This is a genomic window from Streptomyces colwelliae (assembly GCF_048158785.1).
Lineage (GTDB): Bacteria > Actinomycetota > Actinomycetes > Streptomycetales > Streptomycetaceae > Streptomyces.
Genome location: NZ_JBLTJC010000030.1, coordinates 32971 through 51018 on the forward strand (window position 1 = coordinate 32971; position 18048 = coordinate 51018).

General features: G+C 69.2%; 18 protein-coding genes. 6 read left to right on the plus strand and 12 right to left on the minus strand.

Annotated elements, in window-relative coordinates:
• The first annotated feature begins 370 nt into the window (after positions 1-370).
• Entirely contained in the window at positions 371-823 is a 453-nt protein-coding gene (locus tag ACNFOC_RS09410; RefSeq protein ID WP_416958594.1) for an ATP-binding protein, read from the plus strand.
• A complete protein-coding gene (locus ACNFOC_RS09415) occupies positions 823-1827 on the plus strand; it encodes an aldo/keto reductase (protein ID WP_006379101.1) in 1005 nt (334 codons plus the stop codon). Before ACNFOC_RS09410 ends, ACNFOC_RS09415 begins: the two co-directional genes overlap by 1 nt.
• A 46-nt stretch (positions 1828-1873) precedes the next feature.
• Here ACNFOC_RS09415 and ACNFOC_RS09420 read toward each other — a convergent pair whose 3' ends face one another.
• The 5 genes from ACNFOC_RS09420 to ACNFOC_RS09440 all read right to left on the minus strand — a co-directional run bounded on the left by ACNFOC_RS09420 (position 1874) and on the right by ACNFOC_RS09440 (position 7111).
• Positions 1874-2611 (minus strand): 2'-5' RNA ligase family protein, encoded by a 738-nt coding sequence (locus ACNFOC_RS09420; RefSeq protein ID WP_416958596.1) that lies wholly within the window; start codon positions 2609-2611, stop codon positions 1874-1876.
• Between the two features lie 16 nt (positions 2612-2627).
• Entirely contained in the window at positions 2628-3977 is a 1350-nt protein-coding gene (locus ACNFOC_RS09425; protein WP_006378694.1) for an NsdA family TPR-like regulatory protein, read from the minus strand.
• A gap of 85 nt (positions 3978-4062) precedes the next feature.
• Positions 4063-4527: a PPC domain-containing DNA-binding protein gene (locus tag ACNFOC_RS09430; RefSeq protein WP_416958598.1), complete on the minus strand. Its 465-nt coding sequence runs from the start codon at positions 4525-4527 to the stop codon at positions 4063-4065.
• Positions 4528-4554: 27 nt separating this feature from the next.
• On the minus strand, positions 4555-5559 hold the full coding sequence (locus ACNFOC_RS09435; protein ID WP_044472856.1) for an asparaginase: 1005 nt from the start codon (positions 5557-5559) through the stop codon (positions 4555-4557).
• A 55-nt stretch (positions 5560-5614) separates the two neighbouring features.
• Entirely contained in the window at positions 5615-7111 is a 1497-nt protein-coding gene (locus ACNFOC_RS09440; protein ID WP_416958600.1) for a transcriptional regulator, XRE family protein, read from the minus strand.
• Between the two features lie 198 nt (positions 7112-7309).
• On the opposite strand from ACNFOC_RS09440, the gene ACNFOC_RS09445 reads away from it, so the two are divergent.
• On the plus strand, positions 7310-8215 hold the full coding sequence (locus ACNFOC_RS09445; protein WP_006379119.1) for a helix-turn-helix domain-containing protein: 906 nt from the start codon (positions 7310-7312) through the stop codon (positions 8213-8215).
• A complete protein-coding gene (locus ACNFOC_RS09450) occupies positions 8215-8451 on the plus strand; it encodes a DUF397 domain-containing protein (protein ID WP_006379209.1) in 237 nt (78 codons plus the stop codon). The genes ACNFOC_RS09445 and ACNFOC_RS09450 overlap by 1 nt, the downstream gene beginning before the upstream one ends.
• Positions 8452-8709: 258 nt before the next feature.
• On the opposite strand, the gene ACNFOC_RS09455 is transcribed toward ACNFOC_RS09450, so the two are convergent.
• The 7 genes from ACNFOC_RS09455 to ACNFOC_RS09485 all read right to left on the minus strand — a co-directional run bounded on the left by ACNFOC_RS09455 (position 8710) and on the right by ACNFOC_RS09485 (position 15085).
• Positions 8710-9372 (minus strand): GNAT family N-acetyltransferase, encoded by a 663-nt coding sequence (locus ACNFOC_RS09455; RefSeq protein ID WP_416958603.1) that lies wholly within the window; start codon positions 9370-9372, stop codon positions 8710-8712.
• A 198-nt stretch (positions 9373-9570) separates the two neighbouring features.
• Complete coding sequence (trpA, locus tag ACNFOC_RS09460) at positions 9571-10413, minus strand: tryptophan synthase subunit alpha (protein WP_416958606.1); 843 nt, start codon at positions 10411-10413, stop codon at positions 9571-9573.
• Positions 10414-10651: 238 nt separating this feature from the next.
• Positions 10652-11011: an SH3 domain-containing protein gene (locus ACNFOC_RS09465; RefSeq protein WP_416958608.1), complete on the minus strand. Its 360-nt coding sequence runs from the start codon at positions 11009-11011 to the stop codon at positions 10652-10654.
• A gap of 298 nt (positions 11012-11309) precedes the next feature.
• Complete coding sequence (locus ACNFOC_RS09470) at positions 11310-12029, minus strand: prepilin peptidase (RefSeq protein ID WP_200725445.1); 720 nt, start codon at positions 12027-12029, stop codon at positions 11310-11312.
• Positions 12030-12123: 94 nt separating this feature from the next.
• The gene (locus tag ACNFOC_RS09475; protein WP_416958610.1) at positions 12124-12672 is read right to left on the minus strand and encodes a hypothetical protein; all 549 of its coding nucleotides are present in this window, start codon (positions 12670-12672) and stop codon (positions 12124-12126) included.
• Positions 12673-12787: 115 nt separating this feature from the next.
• Positions 12788-14596, minus strand: a complete 1809-nt coding sequence (locus tag ACNFOC_RS09480; RefSeq protein ID WP_416958612.1) for a hypothetical protein — start codon at positions 14594-14596, stop codon at positions 12788-12790.
• Positions 14597-14599: 3 nt separating this feature from the next.
• Positions 14600-15085: a hypothetical protein gene (locus tag ACNFOC_RS09485; protein WP_329449034.1), complete on the minus strand. Its 486-nt coding sequence runs from the start codon at positions 15083-15085 to the stop codon at positions 14600-14602.
• Positions 15086-15330: 245 nt separating this feature from the next.
• Here ACNFOC_RS09485 and ACNFOC_RS09490 point away from each other — a divergent pair, with 245 nt between their 5' ends.
• Positions 15331-16845: a hypothetical protein gene (locus ACNFOC_RS09490; protein ID WP_212728708.1), complete on the plus strand. Its 1515-nt coding sequence runs from the start codon at positions 15331-15333 to the stop codon at positions 16843-16845.
• A 153-nt stretch (positions 16846-16998) separates the two neighbouring features.
• Positions 16999-18048, plus strand: a 1050-nt coding sequence (locus ACNFOC_RS09495) for a hypothetical protein (RefSeq protein WP_416958614.1), incomplete at its 3' end; no start/stop codon positions are given.

The window sequence follows — 18048 nt, forward strand, 5'->3', positions numbered from 1 at the left end:
CGACTGTCAGGCGTGCGCGGAACCGATCTGGACGGCCCGGGAAGGAGCTGACCGCCCAGACAGCGGCCCGTGATCCGGTGGCTCCGGGACCGCGGTCGCTGGCGTCACTCCACGGTGACGGAACCGGCGGGACAGCGGTACGCCAAACCGCGGCCACTTGTGGGCCACTTCACCCGCGGCACGAGCACAAACCGAGGGTGTTTTGGTCTGCTTTATCCATCGTCATGGGTGCGGCGCAGCGACGGGCGGCGGGCGAAGTGACACAGAAGTGGCCGCGGTTTGGCGTACCGATGCCTGCCGTGTTCCGTCACGGTGGAGGTGGGTCGATTCCGGCCGCGCCGCAGGGCGTCTCGATCACGAGGAGACGAGGTTGCCTCCGACTACCGCCGAGCTGGTCCATGACCAGAGCCTCGGAAATCTGCTAGACCACTGCGATGTCGAGCTTGCAGGACTTTCGGCCCCGCAACGCACCGCACGCGTTGCGCTCACCAGCTTCCTGGACGATGTCGACGAGGGACAGCTCGATGACGCCAAGCTGGTCGCAAGTGAACTCATTGCCAACGCCGTCAAGCACGGCCGCGGCGCGGTCCTCATAAGGATCGAGGTCTACGAACTTGGCACGGCGCTGGGCGTCGTCGACCTGGGTCATGACACCGGCGTCCTCCCCTCACACCCGCGCAACTCGTCCGTGGAGCCGGACACCGCGGCCACATGCGGACGCGGATTGTTCATCGTCCAGAACCTCGCCAACACCTGGTCGGTCGAGGAAACCGCGAACGGAAAGATCGTCATCGCTGTGCTGACGCGGGAAGGATCTCGCTGATGACCGACTTGGACACCATGAGTCGTCATCTGGGACAGGGCCTCTTAGCTCATCCCCTGGGCGTCAACCTCGGCGCCGTCGGACTGGCGGGGAGCCCCACCCGCGGCGAGGACGATGGTCCCTTCCTCGACGGCCTGCGCCGCGCCGTGGAGCTCGGCGCCAACCTCTTCGACGCGGCGGACTCCTACGGAGCCGGGCGGGCCGAACGAATGCTGGGGCGCCTGCTGAGGGAGTATCCGGATCAGACTTTCCTGATCAGCAGCAAGGTCGGGAAGATCCGAGGCTCCGCGCCGCACGCCTACGCCGACCGGCACATCCACCACCAGCTGCAGCAGACACTGGAGAACCTCTACGCCGAGGAGCTGGACCTCTACACCCTGGACTCGTGGGACTTCGGCCCTCAAGACCGCTACCTGGGCACCGCAATCGATCAGATGCACACCCTGCGGGAAGTCGGCGCCATCAAGGCCATCGGAATGCGGGGGCCATACACGCCCGCCGAAGCGACTCCCGCCGAACGCGCCGCCTGCGCCGAGCGATTCCTCCACCTCTTCCGGCTCATCAGACCGAACGTCATCTGGACTCGATGCAACGCCCTGACGCCGACCATCACGCTGGAAGGCGAAGACCTCTTCGCCTTCACGGCACGCCACGGGGTCGGCGTGATCCTCGCGGCGCCGAAGGCCCTGGGTCTCCGGAACGCTCTCGCTCCGGCCGGCGCCGAGAAGGCACCCTGTGGGCTTGAGTCGCTGTACGCCAGATTCGGTGACACTCCGGGAACGCTGACCCGGCTCGCGTTGCTGTCTGGCGTTCAGCGCGCCGGCCACTGTGCCACGGTCGTCGGCTTCACCAGTGAGGCTCAGCTCGAAGAGAGCTTCGGGTCTCTTTCCGGACCCGTCCTCACGGCCGTCGAGCTGCGGCTGCTCGACGACGCGTACGCCCGAGTCCGCGCGCAGATGCACCCGAAGCCGAAGGAGAGGCTGGCGGCCGGCACCGGCCTGTGATGGGACAGCGCTGCCGGGCCGTTGCCGTCCATTGTGCGATCACCTTCTAGGCGAGCGTAGTCCGCGAGGTTGCGGAGGAGGGCAGGGGAACCGAGCGGATGGTCTTCCAGCGGTAGGTTCTGTCCTGGCGCCGCAGTTCCACGAGATCCACGGTCGTGAAGTGCAGCGGCACCGGCGGGAGAGACCGCAGAGGTTCGACGGCGTCGATGACCGCGGGCGCGGATCGTTCCTGGTTGCTGTAGGCGATACCCAGATGCGGGCGGAACGCCGTCGTCGGAGCGCCGCCGGGGACGCCGGCCTGCTTTCCCACAGCGTGAAGGGCGGCGTGGAGGCGGACCAGCGGTTTCCAGGGCGTGAGGCTGAAACGGACGGCGCCCCGTGAGCCGGCCAGAGGGTGAGCGAGGCCGTGGAAAGCGCTGACGGGCAGCTCCTGCGTCAAGTCGAGCAGGTGCTCCACCTGCGCGGTCGATACCTGGTCGACTGCGCCCACGCGCAGCAGGGTCACGTGCAGACCGTCGGCGGGGACAGGATCCATGCCCAGGTGCTGCAGAGCCCGTTGGCAGTGTTCCGTCCGCTGCAGCAACTGGCCGGGGTCCGGGAACGTGTGCATCCAGTAGTACTTGCGCTGCCGATCCGACCACCCGGGCCGGTCCCAGTGATCGGCCATGCGCTCGACCCGCTGGAACGCCCGCCAGTCGTGCTCGACGATCACTTCGGGATCGTCGAGGCTGGCAGGCGGCGCGCTGGGAAAGGCGCTGGGATCGGTGTCCAGCTCGGGCGACACGTAGCTCCTCGGAGGGTCAGGGTGCGATCTGCGACGCCCAGCCGACGGCGATCAGACCGACCTGCGGTTGTGACTGCCAAGTCCGCAGTTCCTCGGCATAGTCCCCTACCTCAGCTTCGTCGTGCCACCGCTCGGCGTTCTGGTAGAGCTCGACCGCCCTCTCCCAGACGGATTTGATTGGCCGACCGGTGCCTGATCTCAGGGCGCGGCGGCCCCGCGCCATGGCGTGCTCGATCTCGGGCGAGCCCTGCTTCAGCAGCGCGGATGCCACATCCAGTCCGACCAGGGCACGGCTCCACTCTGACTGTGAATGCTCGATCAGCTCTTCGATCTGGTCGGCGTGGGCCAGGACCTCCGCGGTGTCCCCGAGGGACAGCCGTGTGGTGATGGCGTTGGCGAGGGAGCGCGCCATGGAGTAGGGCTCGAAGCTGATGCACGAGGTGAGGCCGTCGGGGAGTGACGTCTGGCGGTCTGAGAGTTCGAGGGCGTGCCCGATGGCTGCTTCAGCTCCTGCGCGATCGCCGATGCGCGCGAGCGCCCGGGCACGGCCGTTGACCAGCAGTCTGATGGCCTGGGGGTGGCCCGGGGCGAGGGCGATACCCGCGGAAGCGGCGTCGTCAGCGTCCGCATAACGCTTCTGGTAGTAGAGGCCGAGCGAGCGGGTGCCGTTCGCCCACATCTCCATGGCCACCTCGCCGACCTCCCGGGCCAAGGTCTCCGCTTCCGAGCAGTAGGCGTCGACCACCTCGTAGCGGGCGCCGGCGTTGACGGCCATGTATCCGAGAAGTCCCGAGGCCTGTGATGCAAGCCGGAAGAGTTCCGTCCTCGTACGGGGCGGTTGGTGGCCGGCGAGGATGCCGTGCAGCGTCTCGCGGATGATCCTGGCTTCCCCTGCCAGATGCTGGGGCCCGAGCGTTTCGTACCGGGCCACGATGCTGGCGATCGTTCCCCTCACCATGCCGAGGACGGGGTCGTCGGCGTTGGAGCTGGTCAGCCTGTGAGTCTGGCTCACGATGGTCAGAGGGTCGTCGAATCCGGGGGGATCCGCGGGCGCGACAGGGGCGGTGCTGCGGTGCCCTGAGCTCCAGGAGCTGGCGTCGATGGGTTCGAAGAGCCGCTCGGGCGACATGTTGAACATGTGCTGAAGGACGAGGGCGGCATCACGGCGGGGGGTGCTTGAGATCGCACCCTTGCGCCCCATCCAGCGGGCGTAGGTACTGCGGGCAATGTCGGTGCGTGCGAGCCGCGGGTTGTTCTCCTTCTCGGCCGCTCGCGCCGCCGCTTTGGCGAAGCGGATGCAGAAGACCTCGTACGAGTCCCAGTGCCGTTCTTGCACCAGGAGGGCGAATCGTGTGGTGGTGTGCACCTGCCGTCCCCTTCAGGTGGGCTCCGGATGAATGCATGTGCTCCGCTGGCCAGGTCCTGTCGTACTGGCCGCGTCGGCCAGGGCGTCAGTCCGTCCGGCCGAACGTGAGCATGGGCACGTCGTACAGGCCGGGGTCACGTGGGCGGGTTACCTCCGGGGCAGTCCACTCTTCGATGACGACCTCGGCAAGGAACTGCACTGTCCCGCCTTGCAGATGGCTGGTGCGTCCGTCGGCGGAGTCCGCCTTGAGCCCTGCCGAGATGTGGATGTGTGGGGCGACTCGCTCCTGGTCGGGGTCCCAGGCGAGTGTCCCGCTCCCGAGGACCTCCAGGGTCTCGACTTCGACCTCTTTCCACAGCGGGCGCTCTGGGTGCTCCAAGGGCTCGCAGGTCCCCACCAGCCGGGCATGACTGAAGCCGCCGATGAAGGTGAGGTGGCCCGCCCGGACGCCGGCCTCGCGACAGAAGCGGTCCAGGGACTCGTAGAAGTCCTCACCGTGCTCGAAGACGACGGCGAACGTCCGGCCGACGGTGATCTCGGTGGCGCGCATGATGATCCGATCGTGGGTCTCGGTGGGTCAGCGGTGCGCCGCGAAAGCGGCCTGGATCGTGGTCTGATCGGCGCCGGAGCGCAGCAGCGCCAGCAGAAGCAGCCGGGCCTTACGCGGCTCCAGACGGCCGCCGTTGATCAGGCCACGGCCCAGGAGGTCGGTCTCGGAGCCCGGGCCGAAGTCGTAAGTGCCGGTAAGGACGCTCCCCGCCCCCGTCCTTGAGGTGAGGACGACCGGGAAACGGGAGGCCAAGTTGCCCAGCCGCGGAGCCCACGTCCGGGGTACGTGGCCAGCGCCGAAGGCCGCGACGACCAGGCCGTCCAGGGAGCTCGCTGCGTCGAGGAAGGCGCCCTCACTTCCGAGCGTGGCTTCGATCACCTCGACGGAGGCGGGGCGGATCAGGGGCAGCTCGACGCGCGGCTGTCGCGGCAGGGCGAACTGGAACCGCGGCCGGCCTTCGATCAGGAATCCGACCGGGCCAGCCCCGGGCGAGGAGAAGGCCGACGGGCTGGTGCTGTGAATCTTCTGGACGTGGCGGGCGGCGTGCAGTTCGTCGGCGAAGGCGACGAGGACACCCATCTCGCGCGCTTGGGGGCTGACGGCGGTGCGCACCGCGGCGAGGACGTTGGCCGGACCGTCGGCCCCGGCCATCTGCGCGTGGCGCATGGCGCCGGTAACCACGACGGGCGCCGCCCCCTCGTACAGCAGGTCGAGAAGGTAGGCAACCTCCTCCAGGGTGTCGGTCCCTTGGGTGATCACAAATCCGGTCGTCCCTTCCGCGGCCTGCTTGTTGAGCAGCTCGGCGACAGCGGCGATGTCGTCGATCTCCAGCCACGCTCCGGGGATCTTTCGGAAGTCCCGCAGCTCCAGCTCGGCCTCCTCGGCGAGCTCCGGAACCGCGGCGACGAGGTCCTCGGCGGTCAACCGGGGCGCTACGCCGCCGTGTCCTGCTCCCGGGGCCGCCATCGCGATAGTGCCGCCAAGGGAGAGAACCAGAGCGGAGGGGAGCTGGGCCCGAGGGCTGGGGTCCATGAGGGCTACCTTTCGAAGAAGCGGATCAAGGAGTGCGGAAGCAGCGTCGGACTTCTCAGCGGTCCGGGGCAAGAGAGGCGAGGAAGGCGAACACCTCGTCGAGGGATTCCGCGGTCAGGTGCCGGCTGCGCGGGCGGACGATGCTCGCCGTGCCGCATTCGCGCATCTCACGGGACCGCTTGACCAGCCACACCCAGTCGATGTCCAGGTATCCGGCCATGGAGCGGAGCCGGACTTCCGGGTCGGGGCCCTGCATCACGCTGTGCTCCCGCGCTTCGCCGAGGGCCTCGCTGTACTCCCGCAGGGCTGGCCGCCGTGTGACGGTGTCGACAGCCCAGATCTCCTCGTCTGTCCGCGCCCAGTTGGCCACCACGGCTCGCTGCCCCGGGACCAAGGCGAAGCCGTCGACGTGGGAGTACTCAGGCTTGGACAGCACATCCACACGAACCCCGTGCAGTTCCATTAGCGCGATGGCCAGCAGCAGAAGGATCCGCTCGTACCTGCCGCTGCGGCTCACCTCGGTCTCGGGAATGCAGAAGGCGCGGGAGAGCGGGGCGGAGCCGGCATAGCGCGCCGAGATGGTCTGGAGGTAGTCAGTCTTGTGCCTGAGCCACAGCCACGCGGCGGCTTGCTCGCCCGTCTGCTCACGGGTCCAGAACGCCGGGGGTTCCGTCAGGCCCTCCAGCCGCCGCATGATGTGGCGGGCACAGTAGGTGGATCCGAGCCATTGGGCACCTGCCTTCGTGAGGTCAGGAACGGTCCTGCGACTGGGAGCCGATCGCGGGAGATCGAGGTACGTCTCCAGTACCTTCTGCTCCTGCTCAAGAGCGAAGTCGTCGGCCAGGAGTCCGTCGTCCAACTGCACGAGGGACCACACCAAGCCGTACGTGAGGTCATCCAGTAAGTGACCTTTCGGCAGGGCTAACGCGCCTTGCCCGGCCGATGCCGCTCTGTCACGGCGGGCGATCGCGGCGTCGACGACGAAGAGCTGCGGCGACTCCCGGTCGTCAACGCCGATGAGGAAGCCGCGACGGGCTGGTCGGAGGAATTCGTACAACGCTCCCGCGTCGCCAGCGTCGAGGTGGGCGAGGCAACCTTCACCAGTGGCGGCGCGGAAGGCGACAGCCGCTGTCGTGCCGTCCAGTGTCTGCCGACCGGCCAGTTCCCACCCGCCGACCGTTTCACCGGGCGCCATGAAGAACCGGCTCGTGGGCCACTGCTCTGCGACGAACACGGAGGCGCGCAGAGCCTCGCCCTCGGGCGCGGAAGCGCTTGATGGGATGAGAGCCGGTGCTGGGCTGAACAGATCGGCTGCCGGGACCTTGAAGAGATGTTCGAGGATCAGAGCGGTGTCGGGCCAGGGCCGTCCATACCAGTCGCCCTTCGCCCACCGGTGGAAACTCTTCCGCGACACCGTGACACTGGCCAGCCTCGGTTTGCCCAGCTCCCCCGCCAGATCACGGGCTGCGCGCTCGAACTGAAGACAGAACGCGCTCCACTGGTCCCACCGGCGCTCCACGAGCATGACGTGGAACAAGCTGGGGTGGGGCATCAACACGGCCCTCCTCGAACAGCTACGGAGCGCGGCTCTCACGGTGGAGCGGACACATCCCACACGGCGCGACACCAACAACACAGATCGTGACCTCGGTCAGGATGCTCCTCCATCTGTGTCCTGCGCAACACAACCTAGAAATTTTCTTCATAGAATTGGTTGTCGCAAGCCGGACCGACCGCCACACTGGCCACCATGGCGGATGCGAACGAGGCCCCCTGGTCACTCACGCACAGCGAAGTGGGCAGTCGGCTGGAGGAGTTGAGAGAGCGCCGCGACCTGACGCAGGGCGCGACCGTCGAACTCCTCATGCGAGAACGCAGCATCAGGACCAACGTCTCCACGTTGAGCAAGATCGAGAACGGCAGGCAGAAGACACTGCCGAGCGACCTCGTAGAGGGCCTGCTCGACCTGTACGGGGCCGAACCCGAGACGCGACGGTATGTGCTCGGCTTGCTGAGCGTGGACACGACTCCAGCCGGTCGCCGACGTCGGCCGGCGCTTTGGCGACGCCACGCAGCGCTACTCGGACCGATGAAGTTCGAGGGGTACCTCCAACTGGAGCGGCGCGCGTCGCGGATCCGGAACTATCAACCGCACCTGACGCCGGGTCTTGTCCAAACTGATCTCTACGCACGACATGCCATCGCGAGCATGCGCCCCGAACTCAGTGCAGCGGATGTCCGCGGTCTCGTCGACGTCCGTATGGATCGGCAACAGCAGGTCTTCGGCGGGAGTCCGCTTCGCGAGTTCCAGGCATTGCTCGAACAGGGGGCGTTGCGTCGCAAGGTGGGCGACGAAGAGGTCCGGCACGGGCAGCTCGAGCGCCTCCTGCGTGTGTCGCAGGAGGAGAAGATTGAAATCCGCGTGCTGCCGGACAGTATCGGGAGCCACCCAGGCCTTGCTGGGCCGTTCGTTCTAATGGGGTTCGACGAGGCGTCCAGGGACGTTGTCTGGTGCGAGCTCGCGAAGAGGTCGGTCTACTTCGACCAACCCGATGACGTGGCCTACTACGACGAGGTATTCACCGATCTATGGAAGCGGGCTCTGAGCCCTGCTGACACGCGCGTCCTCATCGAGGAAATGATCAAGGAGAAGTAGTGAGCAAGAGCAAGCCCGCCCCCTCCGAGTTCGACCTGTCGGCCGTGGAGTGGGTGGTGTCCTCGCACAGCGGTGGCGGGGGCGACTGCGTCAGGGTCGGCACGCAGGACGGGTTCGTCCTGGTGGGCGATTCGAAGAACCCGGATCGCCTCCCGCACGTCTACACCCCCGGCGAGGCCAAGGCCTGGCTGCTGGGGGCGAAGGACGGTGAGTTCGACTTCCTGCTCGGCTTGTAGACCCCAACTTCCAGGCGATCACGCTACAAATCGGACGCTGAGAAGGTCGACGCAGAACTGTGGCGACAGCGGCGGGCTCGTTCCGGTCGGGCGACCCGCCGCTTTGGTGTGTTCGATAGCGATAGGGGTCGTCTTGTTGGTCGGGCCGCCCCCCAGGCCCCGGCGCCGACGGTCCTGAGGGAGAAAGGCCGTTCATGCTGCACGGCAGGACTGACTAACGGGAGCCCATGCGCGGCGAAATTTCAGGACTCGCGCAGTCTAGATAATGGCTGGCGCCTCGGCTGGCCGGCGAAGCGAATTCGTGAAGAGCCGCCGGGCCTCGGCAGCATTTGATCGCGCAGCCCCTGATAGGGCATTTCGCAGACTCCTGGAAATCACGGCTGAAGATTCGCTGGTGATGAGCCATCCGGCGAGAGAGGGTACTCGCTCGGCCTTCCGCTCTAGAGCGTACGTAGTGTGGCCGCCGAGGGTCGCCACACTACGGATGAGTCGAAAGTTCTGCTGCTGGTAGTACGCGGCGAGGGCTGCAGAGCTGCAGTCGCGGCGGACGTGGCTGATGTCTGCACGGGCTGCGTGGTCGACGGCCCAATCGGCAATGAGTGTGCCGAGTTTGCGGTGCCGTACAGCGGGGTCGGTGACGGTGCCGTTCAGATAGTAGGCAGTCTCGGCCGCTTCGTCGGCGGTCCAGGTCCAGGGTGCCGCGGTTCGGAGGACCGTAGTGCAGCCCAGGATCCGGTCGTCTTCGGTGAGGACCCACATCTCGCTCGGGTGCCTGGTGCAGTTGCCGGCCAGCTCGTGGACGTGTTTTCCCCAGCTGCGCCAGCTCGGGAGCTGCTTGTCCTTCATCCAGTCGGAGCGGGCCTGGATCATCAGGGCGAGGCGGGGTTGGTCTTCCGGCGTAGCCGGGCGCATTGCGAGCATGCGGTCCGCTCCTGTGTGTGCTCGTCCACGAGCGGGTCAACAAGTTGATGTGCTGGGCGGAACCTTAAAGGCCTACTTCCTGGTAGCTACAACTTTCCCGCCAGAGCACTTCGAAACGCTTGATGAACCATGCCGGTACGTGGAGGGATGCCCGGAAAGCGCTCTTAACAGGCAGGTCCCAACCCGGCTGAAGTCCGCTCAGGCCGCGGTAGGCACGGCTCGGCGCAGCCTGTCGGCGAGGCGCTGGGCGAGGACGGCGGCCTGGTGGGCGCCAGCCGGCCCAGGGGTGGCCTCGATGGCGCGGATGAATGCGGATCCGACAATGACCGCGTCGGCGTAGGAGCCGACGCAGGCCGCCTGCTCCGGGGTGGAGACGCCGATGCCGACGCCGACGGGGAGGTTGGTGAGGGTGCGCAGGCGGCCGACGAAGGTGCGCAGGCCGGGGTGAAGTGGGCCTTGGCCTCCGGTGACGCCGGCCGTCGCAGGGGCGTAGACCATGCCGCTGGCGGCGGCGCACACGCGGGCCAGGCGTTGATCGGTGGCGTTCGGGGCGACGACGAACACGGCGTCCAAGTGGTGTTCGTGGGCGGCGCTCAACCAGTCGGTGGCCTCTTCGACGGGCAGGTCGGGGATGATCACGCCGGTCCCGCCAGCGGCAGCGAGTCGCTGGGCGAAACGGGAGGGCCCGAAGTGGTGGATGGGCTGCCAGTAGCTCATAACGACCAGCGCGGTGTTGGAGGCAGCAGCGAGCTCGCGCACGGTGGTGAACAGGTGCTCGGTGCGGAAGCCAGCCCGGAGGGCCTGTGCGGCGGCGTGCTGGATGACCGGGCCGTCCATGAGGGGGTCGGTGTACGGCAGGCCGATCTCGATCACGTCGACGGTCGTCGACAAGAGATGCAGGGCGTCGAGGCTCTGCCCGAGCGTGGGGTAGCCGGCGGGGAGGTAGGCGGCGAGTGCGGCCCGGCCTTGTCCGCGAGCGTTGGCCAGGGCCTGACCCAGGCGGGATGGCGGTGCGTCGAGTGACGAAGGGGTGGGGTTCATAGTGCCCGTCCTGGGGCTCGATCGGCCGGCCGACGGTGGTCAGCCCGGCCCGGGGCTGCGAAGCAGGCGATGGAGGCCCTGCGAGGTGGGAGCTGGGCTCCGCGTGCGGGTACGCCAACGGCGGCCCGGGATCACAGGGGTCCGGGCCGCCGTTGCGTCGTCCTGAGCCTGCACGAGGTGTCGGCTCAGGCGTTGGTGGGCCGGGAGAGCTCGATTCGCCTCCGTCGGCCGGTGAGGATCAGTCCAGCTGCATGGGCACGTTGATGTACTGGGCGGCGACCCAGCCCTTCTGGCCCTTGTGAGCCCCGGACTTGACGGTGACGTAGCCCCAGGCGCCCGGCTTGTCGTTGCGGCCCTTGTTGCACTGCCAGTACACGTCGGTGCCATTGGAGAGCTGGCCAGTGGCGGTGTATCCGGTGCCCGGGCCGGTGCGGAACTTCACCGTTGTGTACACGTCGGTGTTGATCTTGATCTGGTGGGTGCAGGCGCCGCTGCCGACCGTCGCGGCGCTGGCGGTCGAGGCGGTGGCGACGGCGCCGCCGAGGAGCAGCGCGCCGGTGGATGCCACGGTCGCGGCTCGGCGGGTGAGGGTGTTCATGTGCGGCTCTTCCTGGTGTCGTCGGCCAGAATTCGCTCGGCCGCCTGTGCAAGGCTTCTTCACCGCGGTGCTCAGGCGGCGCGATGAAGGCGAGCGAGAAGGGAATCCGGAACCCGACAGGTTCGTCTTCGTTCCGGATTCGATCTTCTTGCTGAGCAGGGGAGTTGACCAGGCTCGGTTTATTCCGTGAAACCGCATTCCGGAACGGTGGTGTCAGGTAGAGGCCGTTCCGGGAATCGATATGCAGGAAGAGCTATTACAGGAAGCGGTATTTCCGAGAGCCCCGCGGCGGCGACGGTCAGGCTGTGGTGACGGAGACGGCGAGGGCCCCGATGACCATGTAGGGGCCGAAGGAGACGTGCGTGCGGCGGGCGCGGCGGGCCGTCAGCCGTGCCACCTCCGACACCGCGCCGACGACGAATCCCGCGGCTGCTCCCCAGAACAGGGCCGTCCAGCTGCTCCAGCCCAGGAGAGCCCCGATGGCCGGTGCGAGCTTGACGTCGCCGAGTCCCATGGCGCCGGAGAACGCCATGAGGAGGAAGACGGCGGTGAGCACGCCGGCGGCGGCCGCCGCGCGGCCCAGGCTGCCGGTCTCGCCGGCCAGCGCGGCCGCGGTGAGCAGGATGAGAGTCCCGCCGCAGGCGGGGAGGGTGAGCACGTCGGGAAGCCGTTGCACGGCGAGGTCGATCAGCGCGAGGGCGACACCGCACGCGGCGACCCAGTACTGGGCGGCGGCGAACCAGCCGCTCGCTGCGCCCGCTGCGACCACGGCGAACGCGGCGGCGGCCACCGTCTCCGGCACGAGGGCGCGCGGTCCGATCGCCTGTGCGCACGCCGGACAGCGTCCGGAGACGGGCAGTACGGGCAGCCGGCGTCCCAGGACGGCGCTGCCGCAGTGCGGGCAGGCACTGCGGGCGGATGCGGGCGCCGGGACCGAGCGAGCGAAGACCGCAGGGCGGGCCGCAGCACCGGCCAGGGCTCCAACGACGGCGGTCAGGGCAACGCTGAGGGCGGACAAAAGAGACTCCTACGTACACAGCCCGGCCTCCCCGTGACGGGCCGGTCTGCTTCGACCCTACGGCTCGGGCACATCGGCCTCGTACGGCGCCGGCTCATGCTCCCCGTGCGCCGGCGTCGAGCGTCTCCGCCAGGCTGAGCGCGGCCAGGACCTGCGCCTGGCCCTCGGCCGGTTGCAAGATGCCGGCCGCGGTCGCCTCGGCGATCCGGGCCGCGTGTTCCAGTGCCGTGGCCACGCCGGTCGGCTCCCGGTAGGTGGTCAGCCACTCGAATCCCGCGCGGAGCGCGGCCGCGAGGTCGCCGCCGTGGTCCTCCGGGGCGTTCGTGGTTAACGCTCGGAGCCACAGGTCGGAATGGGACTGCATGATCGCGGCGAAGGGCCGGTAGTCCGTGACGGTGCCGCACCGGCCGCCGGCGCCTTCGGGGCCGCGTCGCCCAGTCCATCTGTCCGCCAGCCACCGGTGGCGGCGGCAGACCTCCAGTCGGTAGTCCACCGGCCGGTCCCGTGCCCGGGTGCGGCGTTCGACGACGACGGTCGACGGTGTGGTGCAGGTGGTGATCTGGCGCAGGACCGGCACAGCGATGCCCCCTTGGTCGTGGGTGAGGATCTGATCATGGCCACGAAGGGGCGCGCCGGCGTCCACGATTGGACGGTACGGCTGTGACCCGGATCTCACTTTGTGGGTGGTGTTCCGCAGCCGTGCCGGTCTCGGTGCGGGGTGCGGGGTGCGGGGTGCGGCGGTCATTTTCGGAGATTGGTCAGCGCGCGCCGGCGGATCCCGGTACGACGCGAAGGCGGCCGGGCTCGGAGCCCGGACCTGTGGGTGGCGTGGGAAGCAGCTGGTAGGGCTGCCACAGTGCGGGGGTTTGCTGGCTGCGCTCCCAGTGCGGGGCGCCGGTCAGGGCGACGATCCGGTGCACGGGGACGTGTAGCGGCAGGTGCCGGCCGCCGGGGTTGAGTGCGATGCCAGCGCTGTCGACGGCTTCGAGCGTCCCGAACAGGGTGGCCCACGAGTGCTGTTCAGCGTCACGGCCGCACAGCACGTCCAGGCGCAGCGCGCTCCAGCGCAGCCAGGGCGCCATCTCCTCCAGCTCGGCCGGGGCCTGGGGGCTGTCGGGAATCCAGCAGCCGTACCCGTCGCGCAGGGCGCTCGCGATGCGGTAGGCGCGTTCCTCGCCCGCTCCGTCGCGCCACGGCCGGTCGGCCGCACGCCGGGCGCGGCGCTGCTCGAGGACCTCGTCCGTCGGGGTGGACGGCTCGCGGTCGCCGTCGCCGGGCAGGAAGGGGAACGCCTGCCGCAGCAGTGCCTCGGCTGCCGCCTGGTCTGCCGCGCCGCCGGTGACCGGGCCGCCGGCGGTGAACCGCGGCTCGTAGTGGGAGGGCTGGGCTGCCTGTTCTCGTTCCAGCTTCGCCACCAGGTGCGCCGGGGCAGCAACGACCGCCGCGTAGGACGGTCCGGCGGTGTCGCCGCCGCTCCAGGACACGTAGTCGTCGACCTCGCGGTGCCCGTGGGGGACGACCGGGCCCAGTACGGGGGAGGCGGCCAGGTAGGCGACCGGGGTGTCGCGGGTGCCGGTGAGCGGCCAGTCGCGTACCAGCAGCAGTCGCGCGGACATGGCGGCGGATTCCGCCTCGAACTCTTCCTCAAGGCGGGTGCACGCGGCTGTCACGGCCTGCGGCCACCACAGGGCCAGCTCGGCGTCCGCCCACGCTGCCGGGTCTGCGTGCCGGTCACTGGGGGTGCGCGGCGGCACGGGTAGCTGGGTGACGTCCCGCACTCGGGTGCCCTTCAGCTCGTCCGCGACGGCGGCGCGGGTCAGGTCGGCGGACTGCTCGGCGCCACGGCCTCGCGAGCGGGCCGCAAGCCACACCCCGCATACCAGGGTCCACATGTCCAGGCGCGGTTCTGGCTCGTACATCCGGGCCCGCCGGCGCGAGAGGTTGCCGACCGCCGCGCCGATCTGGTCCAGCTCCCGGCGCTGGTCGGTGTCGGCGCAGCGTCGCACCGCGTCCCGGGCGCCGTTGTATGCCTCGACCTCAGGGCACTGGGCGGCGTACTCCTCCAGGAAGCCGCGGAACTGGGCTGCCAGCTGCTGCCAGGCGTCGGCGAGCACGGCGGCATCGGCGGCCAAAGTGGAGTCGGTGCGGGCGGTGTCCAGCCAGCGCCGGAACTGCTCGTCGTCACCCGGTGCCCACCGGGCGGCGTGCCGCGCGTACCCGAGCCAGGTCTGCGGCTCCCGGTCGGTCCGGCAGCGGTCCAGCTGGTCTTGGCGCTGGGCGGCGAAAGCGGCCGCCCGCCACAGGGCATCGGGCGCCTTCGGCAGGACGATGTCGCACTTCTTGCAGATCTGCGCGAAGACCTCGACGAGCGGATGAGTGGAGGCCTCGGCGGCCGGCTTGGCGAACCGGCAAGCGTCGGAACTGAAGCGGCGCAGGTCGGGGTGGGGGACGTGGAACTTCCCGCTGCGGCCGCCGGTCAGGGCCACCCGGATCGCGGCCAGGGCCGGCAGCTCGGTCCCGAGGGCGGCGAGCCCGCGGCCGGAGATCTCAGGGAAGGCCCGCCGCACCGCTCAGGCCCCCGTCGCCGGGGCCATGACCGGGCGCGTGCCCAGAGCTCCGCAGGCGCACGGCGGTGACCCGCCGTCCAGGTGGGCGGGGAAGATCTGCGCCCACGCCAGCAGCGAGGCGGTCCACAGACCACTCAGCAGCTCGTGCACCTCCTCCTCCGACGGGGTCCTGCCGGTGTCGCAGCGCAACATGGCTCGGGCCAGGGCGTGGACGGCGATGTTCACCATCGACTCGCGTTCCGTGCAGCTCTGGCGGAGCGGGTTCTCGCCCGCCAGCGAGAGGCACCGGTACGCCTCCGCGAGCTCCTCGCGAGCCGTTTCGGTTTCGGCGGCGTCCATGGCAGGCAGGATGTCCGCGGCCAGGTCGCCGAGGAACACAGCGGTATGGGCGCCGGCCTCACCGCCGGTGTGCAGGGCGCGGGCGTCGAAGGCGAGCAGGGCCCGCCGCAGAAGGTCTTGGACAGCTTGCGGGGCGGGGGCGGTCGTCACGGGGAAAGCGTACGGGCTGCGCTGCGCCGGCCCGGGGCGTTCTCGGTTGCTCACCCTCCCGAGTGCCGTGACCTGTACGGGCTTTGCAGCCCGTCACGCCCTGATCCGCGGCGGCAACAGCACGTTCTCGGCCAATGCGGGTGGGAAACAGGGCAGGAAGAGCGGCTCTGGCGTGCTGCTTGCCCGGTCCGCTCCATGATCTGGCCTGGGCCAACTCGGCTCTGGGGACGGTGAGGAGTAGCGGTATGGGCGTGAGTGACAGCTATCTGTCCAGGGCGGAGGTCCAGCAGATTCTGGGCATCAACTCCTTCGGGCTGTGGCGCCTGGCACGCAAGTACGACGACTTCCCACAGCCGACCGAGCCGCCGTACAACCCGTTCGCGGGGTTCGGCGAGAAGAAGGAGCCCGAGGAGGTCTGGGACGGCACCCAGGTCTACCGATGGGCGGCGGACACCCCCGAGTTCACCCACCGCGGCGCCGTCCTGCTGCGCCCGCGGGAGCAGGACCTGCCGGCCGGCCGGTGGGCCGGATTCCAGGACACGGTGCGCGGGCCAGCGCTCGACTGGCACACCGCCGTGGGCACGATCCGCGTCGTGCACTGCGACGATCGAAGGGTCGCCACCGATGTCGCCTCCGCCCTTGCCGCCTCCGGCAACCCGGACAGTGTGGTGACCGTCTGCGCCCTGTACGGGGACATGAGTTTCCGCGGGCCGTCCCTGGTCGCCTCCGACACCGCGCACCCGGGCATCGAGTACGAAGCCGACTGGGGCGACGTCGCCGCACTCGCCGGGCAGGATCTGCCCTGGTGGCCTCACCTGCTGCGCCTGCCCCAGCTGATCCGTGAGTGGCAGCCCGGCGCTCCGGCGGCCGTCGTGGAGGTGCCGCCCAACGCCAACGAGAAGATCTTGCGCCGCGCAGCGCGCAATGACGCCTTCGACGTCACCTCACACCTGGCCGCGACGGACATGGCCAACGACATCCGTAACGAGCGCATCGACCACACCACGCACGACAACGAGATCTTCGGCAAGGAGGGATACGGCGAAACCCGCAATCCCGTTGCCATCGCCGCCGTACCCGACCGCAGCCACCACCCCCTGCCCGTCGGGGGCGAGCGCCAGATCCTCAAGGCCGGCTGGAGCAAGCTCGCCCTGAGCAATCACCCGGAAGCCGTCGCGGCCCTCGAAGTCGCCGTCGGCCGCGAGCCGGCCCTGCTGCCGTTCGGCGCGCTCGCCGAGGTGCCGGTGAGCACCGGCACCATCAGCGACCGGTGGACCCGTCGGCTCACCATGTGCGACCCGACCGCCGCCCACGTCGTCCTCGCCCAGGGCAAGAAGGCGGACGCGTTCTTCATCGACCCGCTCACCGACATGCCCGTCCTGCGTACCCCCGACGACGGAGGGAGGCCGGTGTGGCGCTTCTACGCCCCGCTGTCCCTTCCGGCCGGCGGCGCGGAACTCACCTCGGTCGTGCTGCACCACACGGTGTGGGTCCTGACGAGCGACGACCACGTCCACCCCGCCCCATGCACACCATCCGAGCACCTGTGGTGGGGCAACGGAGGGGGCGACCGTCCCAGCGAAGCCGCGATGGTCATCGACGCGCTCCTGGACGACCTCGGCGCCACCCTCAACCTCCGCGAGCACTGGAAGGCGCCCAAGGGCCTGACCGCACTCCTCAACGAGGACCACAGGCAGGGCAGCGAACTCACCCGCAGCACCCTGCTGCACGCCCGGATGACCCCGCCACGTACCAACTGAAACACCCACACCGATGGGTGCGGCCGCGTGCAAGACCGCACCCATCCACCACCTCGACACGGCCACACAGGCACTCTTCGCCCGCGTCACGTGACGAACAGCCCGCCATGCAGTTGAACCGGCGAGAGATCCACCTCTTCGACACAGGCAGGCATGATGGGGAAAAGGGCGCAGCAGAAGCGGGCGGCCAAGCACGCGAAGCAGGCGAAGCAGCGCACAGCCGCAGCATCGCGGAACACCGCCGTCTTCAACGCGCTGGCGGCGCAGATGCCATGTCTGACCTCCATGGACGACTATGAGCCGATGAGCACGCCGTGGGGTGACTTCACCGACTCCTTCGCGACGGTCGCCGAAGCGCTCGCAGCGGCGGAGGAAGCCGGCGGTCTCCTGTCGTGCTTCGCGTTCGACGACTCCGGTGAGTACGAGCGGGGCTTGCGCCGGGGCGAGGACGGCTGGCGGTACGAGGTGACGCTGTACCCGCGGGGCTACCTACGGGAGCTGGTGAAGACGTCCTGGCTTAGCGCCGAGGACCGGGACCAGGCCGTTGAGCAGCTGCGCCTGGCCCTGTCCGAGTACGTGCCCCCAGGGCTGCGCCGCCCCGACCTTGAGGTCGTACAGCGGCCGTCGACCACCAGCGTGCCCCGCGTCGGCTGGACACAGAGTGTGCCCGTGGCCGGGCTGGAGACCTGGGAGGACGTACGGCTTGCGGAGAAGGACCTGCCGCTGTTCGCCCTCCCACCGCTCGCTGATGGACCCGGCGGCGTCTGCGACCCTCTGCCGGCAGAGATCTTCACCCTGTTCCAGGCACAAGGTCTGGACGCGCACAGCTGCGCCGGCTGCGGTATGCCGGTCACCAACCGGCACCCGCACTGGCCGGACGTGTGGGTCAGCGTGGAGAACGAGTTCGGGCCGTCCTGCGAACGCTCGCTCCTTACCGGAATGGACTCGCCGCAGAGGGTGCCGCACGTCGTCGACGCGACCCGGGCACGGTCCGCCAGGCGGCTGACCGGCAAGGAACAGAAGGTCCAGTGCCGGCACTGCGCCGCGCATGTGACCGAGCAGCATCCCGACTGGCCCGGCGTGTGGACCGAGGCTGGCGGAGACAGTTCGCCGGTCTGCGCGGTGGTCGGCTCCGGATGCGGCGACGCGCAGTCGTACGACCTTGTCGACTGCGTCTATCCGCACATCCCGGCCGGCGGAGAC

Bases quoted from the DNA above. Each gene is read 5' to 3' on its own strand.
- trpA (WP_416958606.1), bottom strand. From the start codon at position 10,413: ATGAACCCCACCCCTTCGTCACTCGACGCACCGCCATCCCGCCTGGGT.
- ACNFOC_RS09440 (WP_416958600.1), bottom strand. From the start codon at position 7,111: ATGCCCCACCCCAGCTTGTTCCACGTCATGCTCGTGGAGCGCCGGTGG.
- ACNFOC_RS09445 (WP_006379119.1), top strand. From the start codon at position 7,310: ATGGCGGATGCGAACGAGGCCCCCTGGTCACTCACGCACAGCGAAGTG.
- ACNFOC_RS09435 (WP_044472856.1), bottom strand. From the start codon at position 5,559: ATGGACCCCAGCCCTCGGGCCCAGCTCCCCTCCGCTCTGGTTCTCTCC.
- ACNFOC_RS09455 (WP_416958603.1), bottom strand. From the start codon at position 9,372: ATGCTCGCAATGCGCCCGGCTACGCCGGAAGACCAACCCCGCCTCGCC.
- ACNFOC_RS09430 (WP_416958598.1), bottom strand. From the start codon at position 4,527: ATGCGCGCCACCGAGATCACCGTCGGCCGGACGTTCGCCGTCGTCTTC.
- ACNFOC_RS09415 (WP_006379101.1), top strand. From the start codon at position 823: ATGACCGACTTGGACACCATGAGTCGTCATCTGGGACAGGGCCTCTTA.
- ACNFOC_RS09465 (WP_416958608.1), bottom strand. From the start codon at position 11,011: ATGAACACCCTCACCCGCCGAGCCGCGACCGTGGCATCCACCGGCGCG.
- ACNFOC_RS09490 (WP_212728708.1), top strand. From the start codon at position 15,331: ATGGGCGTGAGTGACAGCTATCTGTCCAGGGCGGAGGTCCAGCAGATT.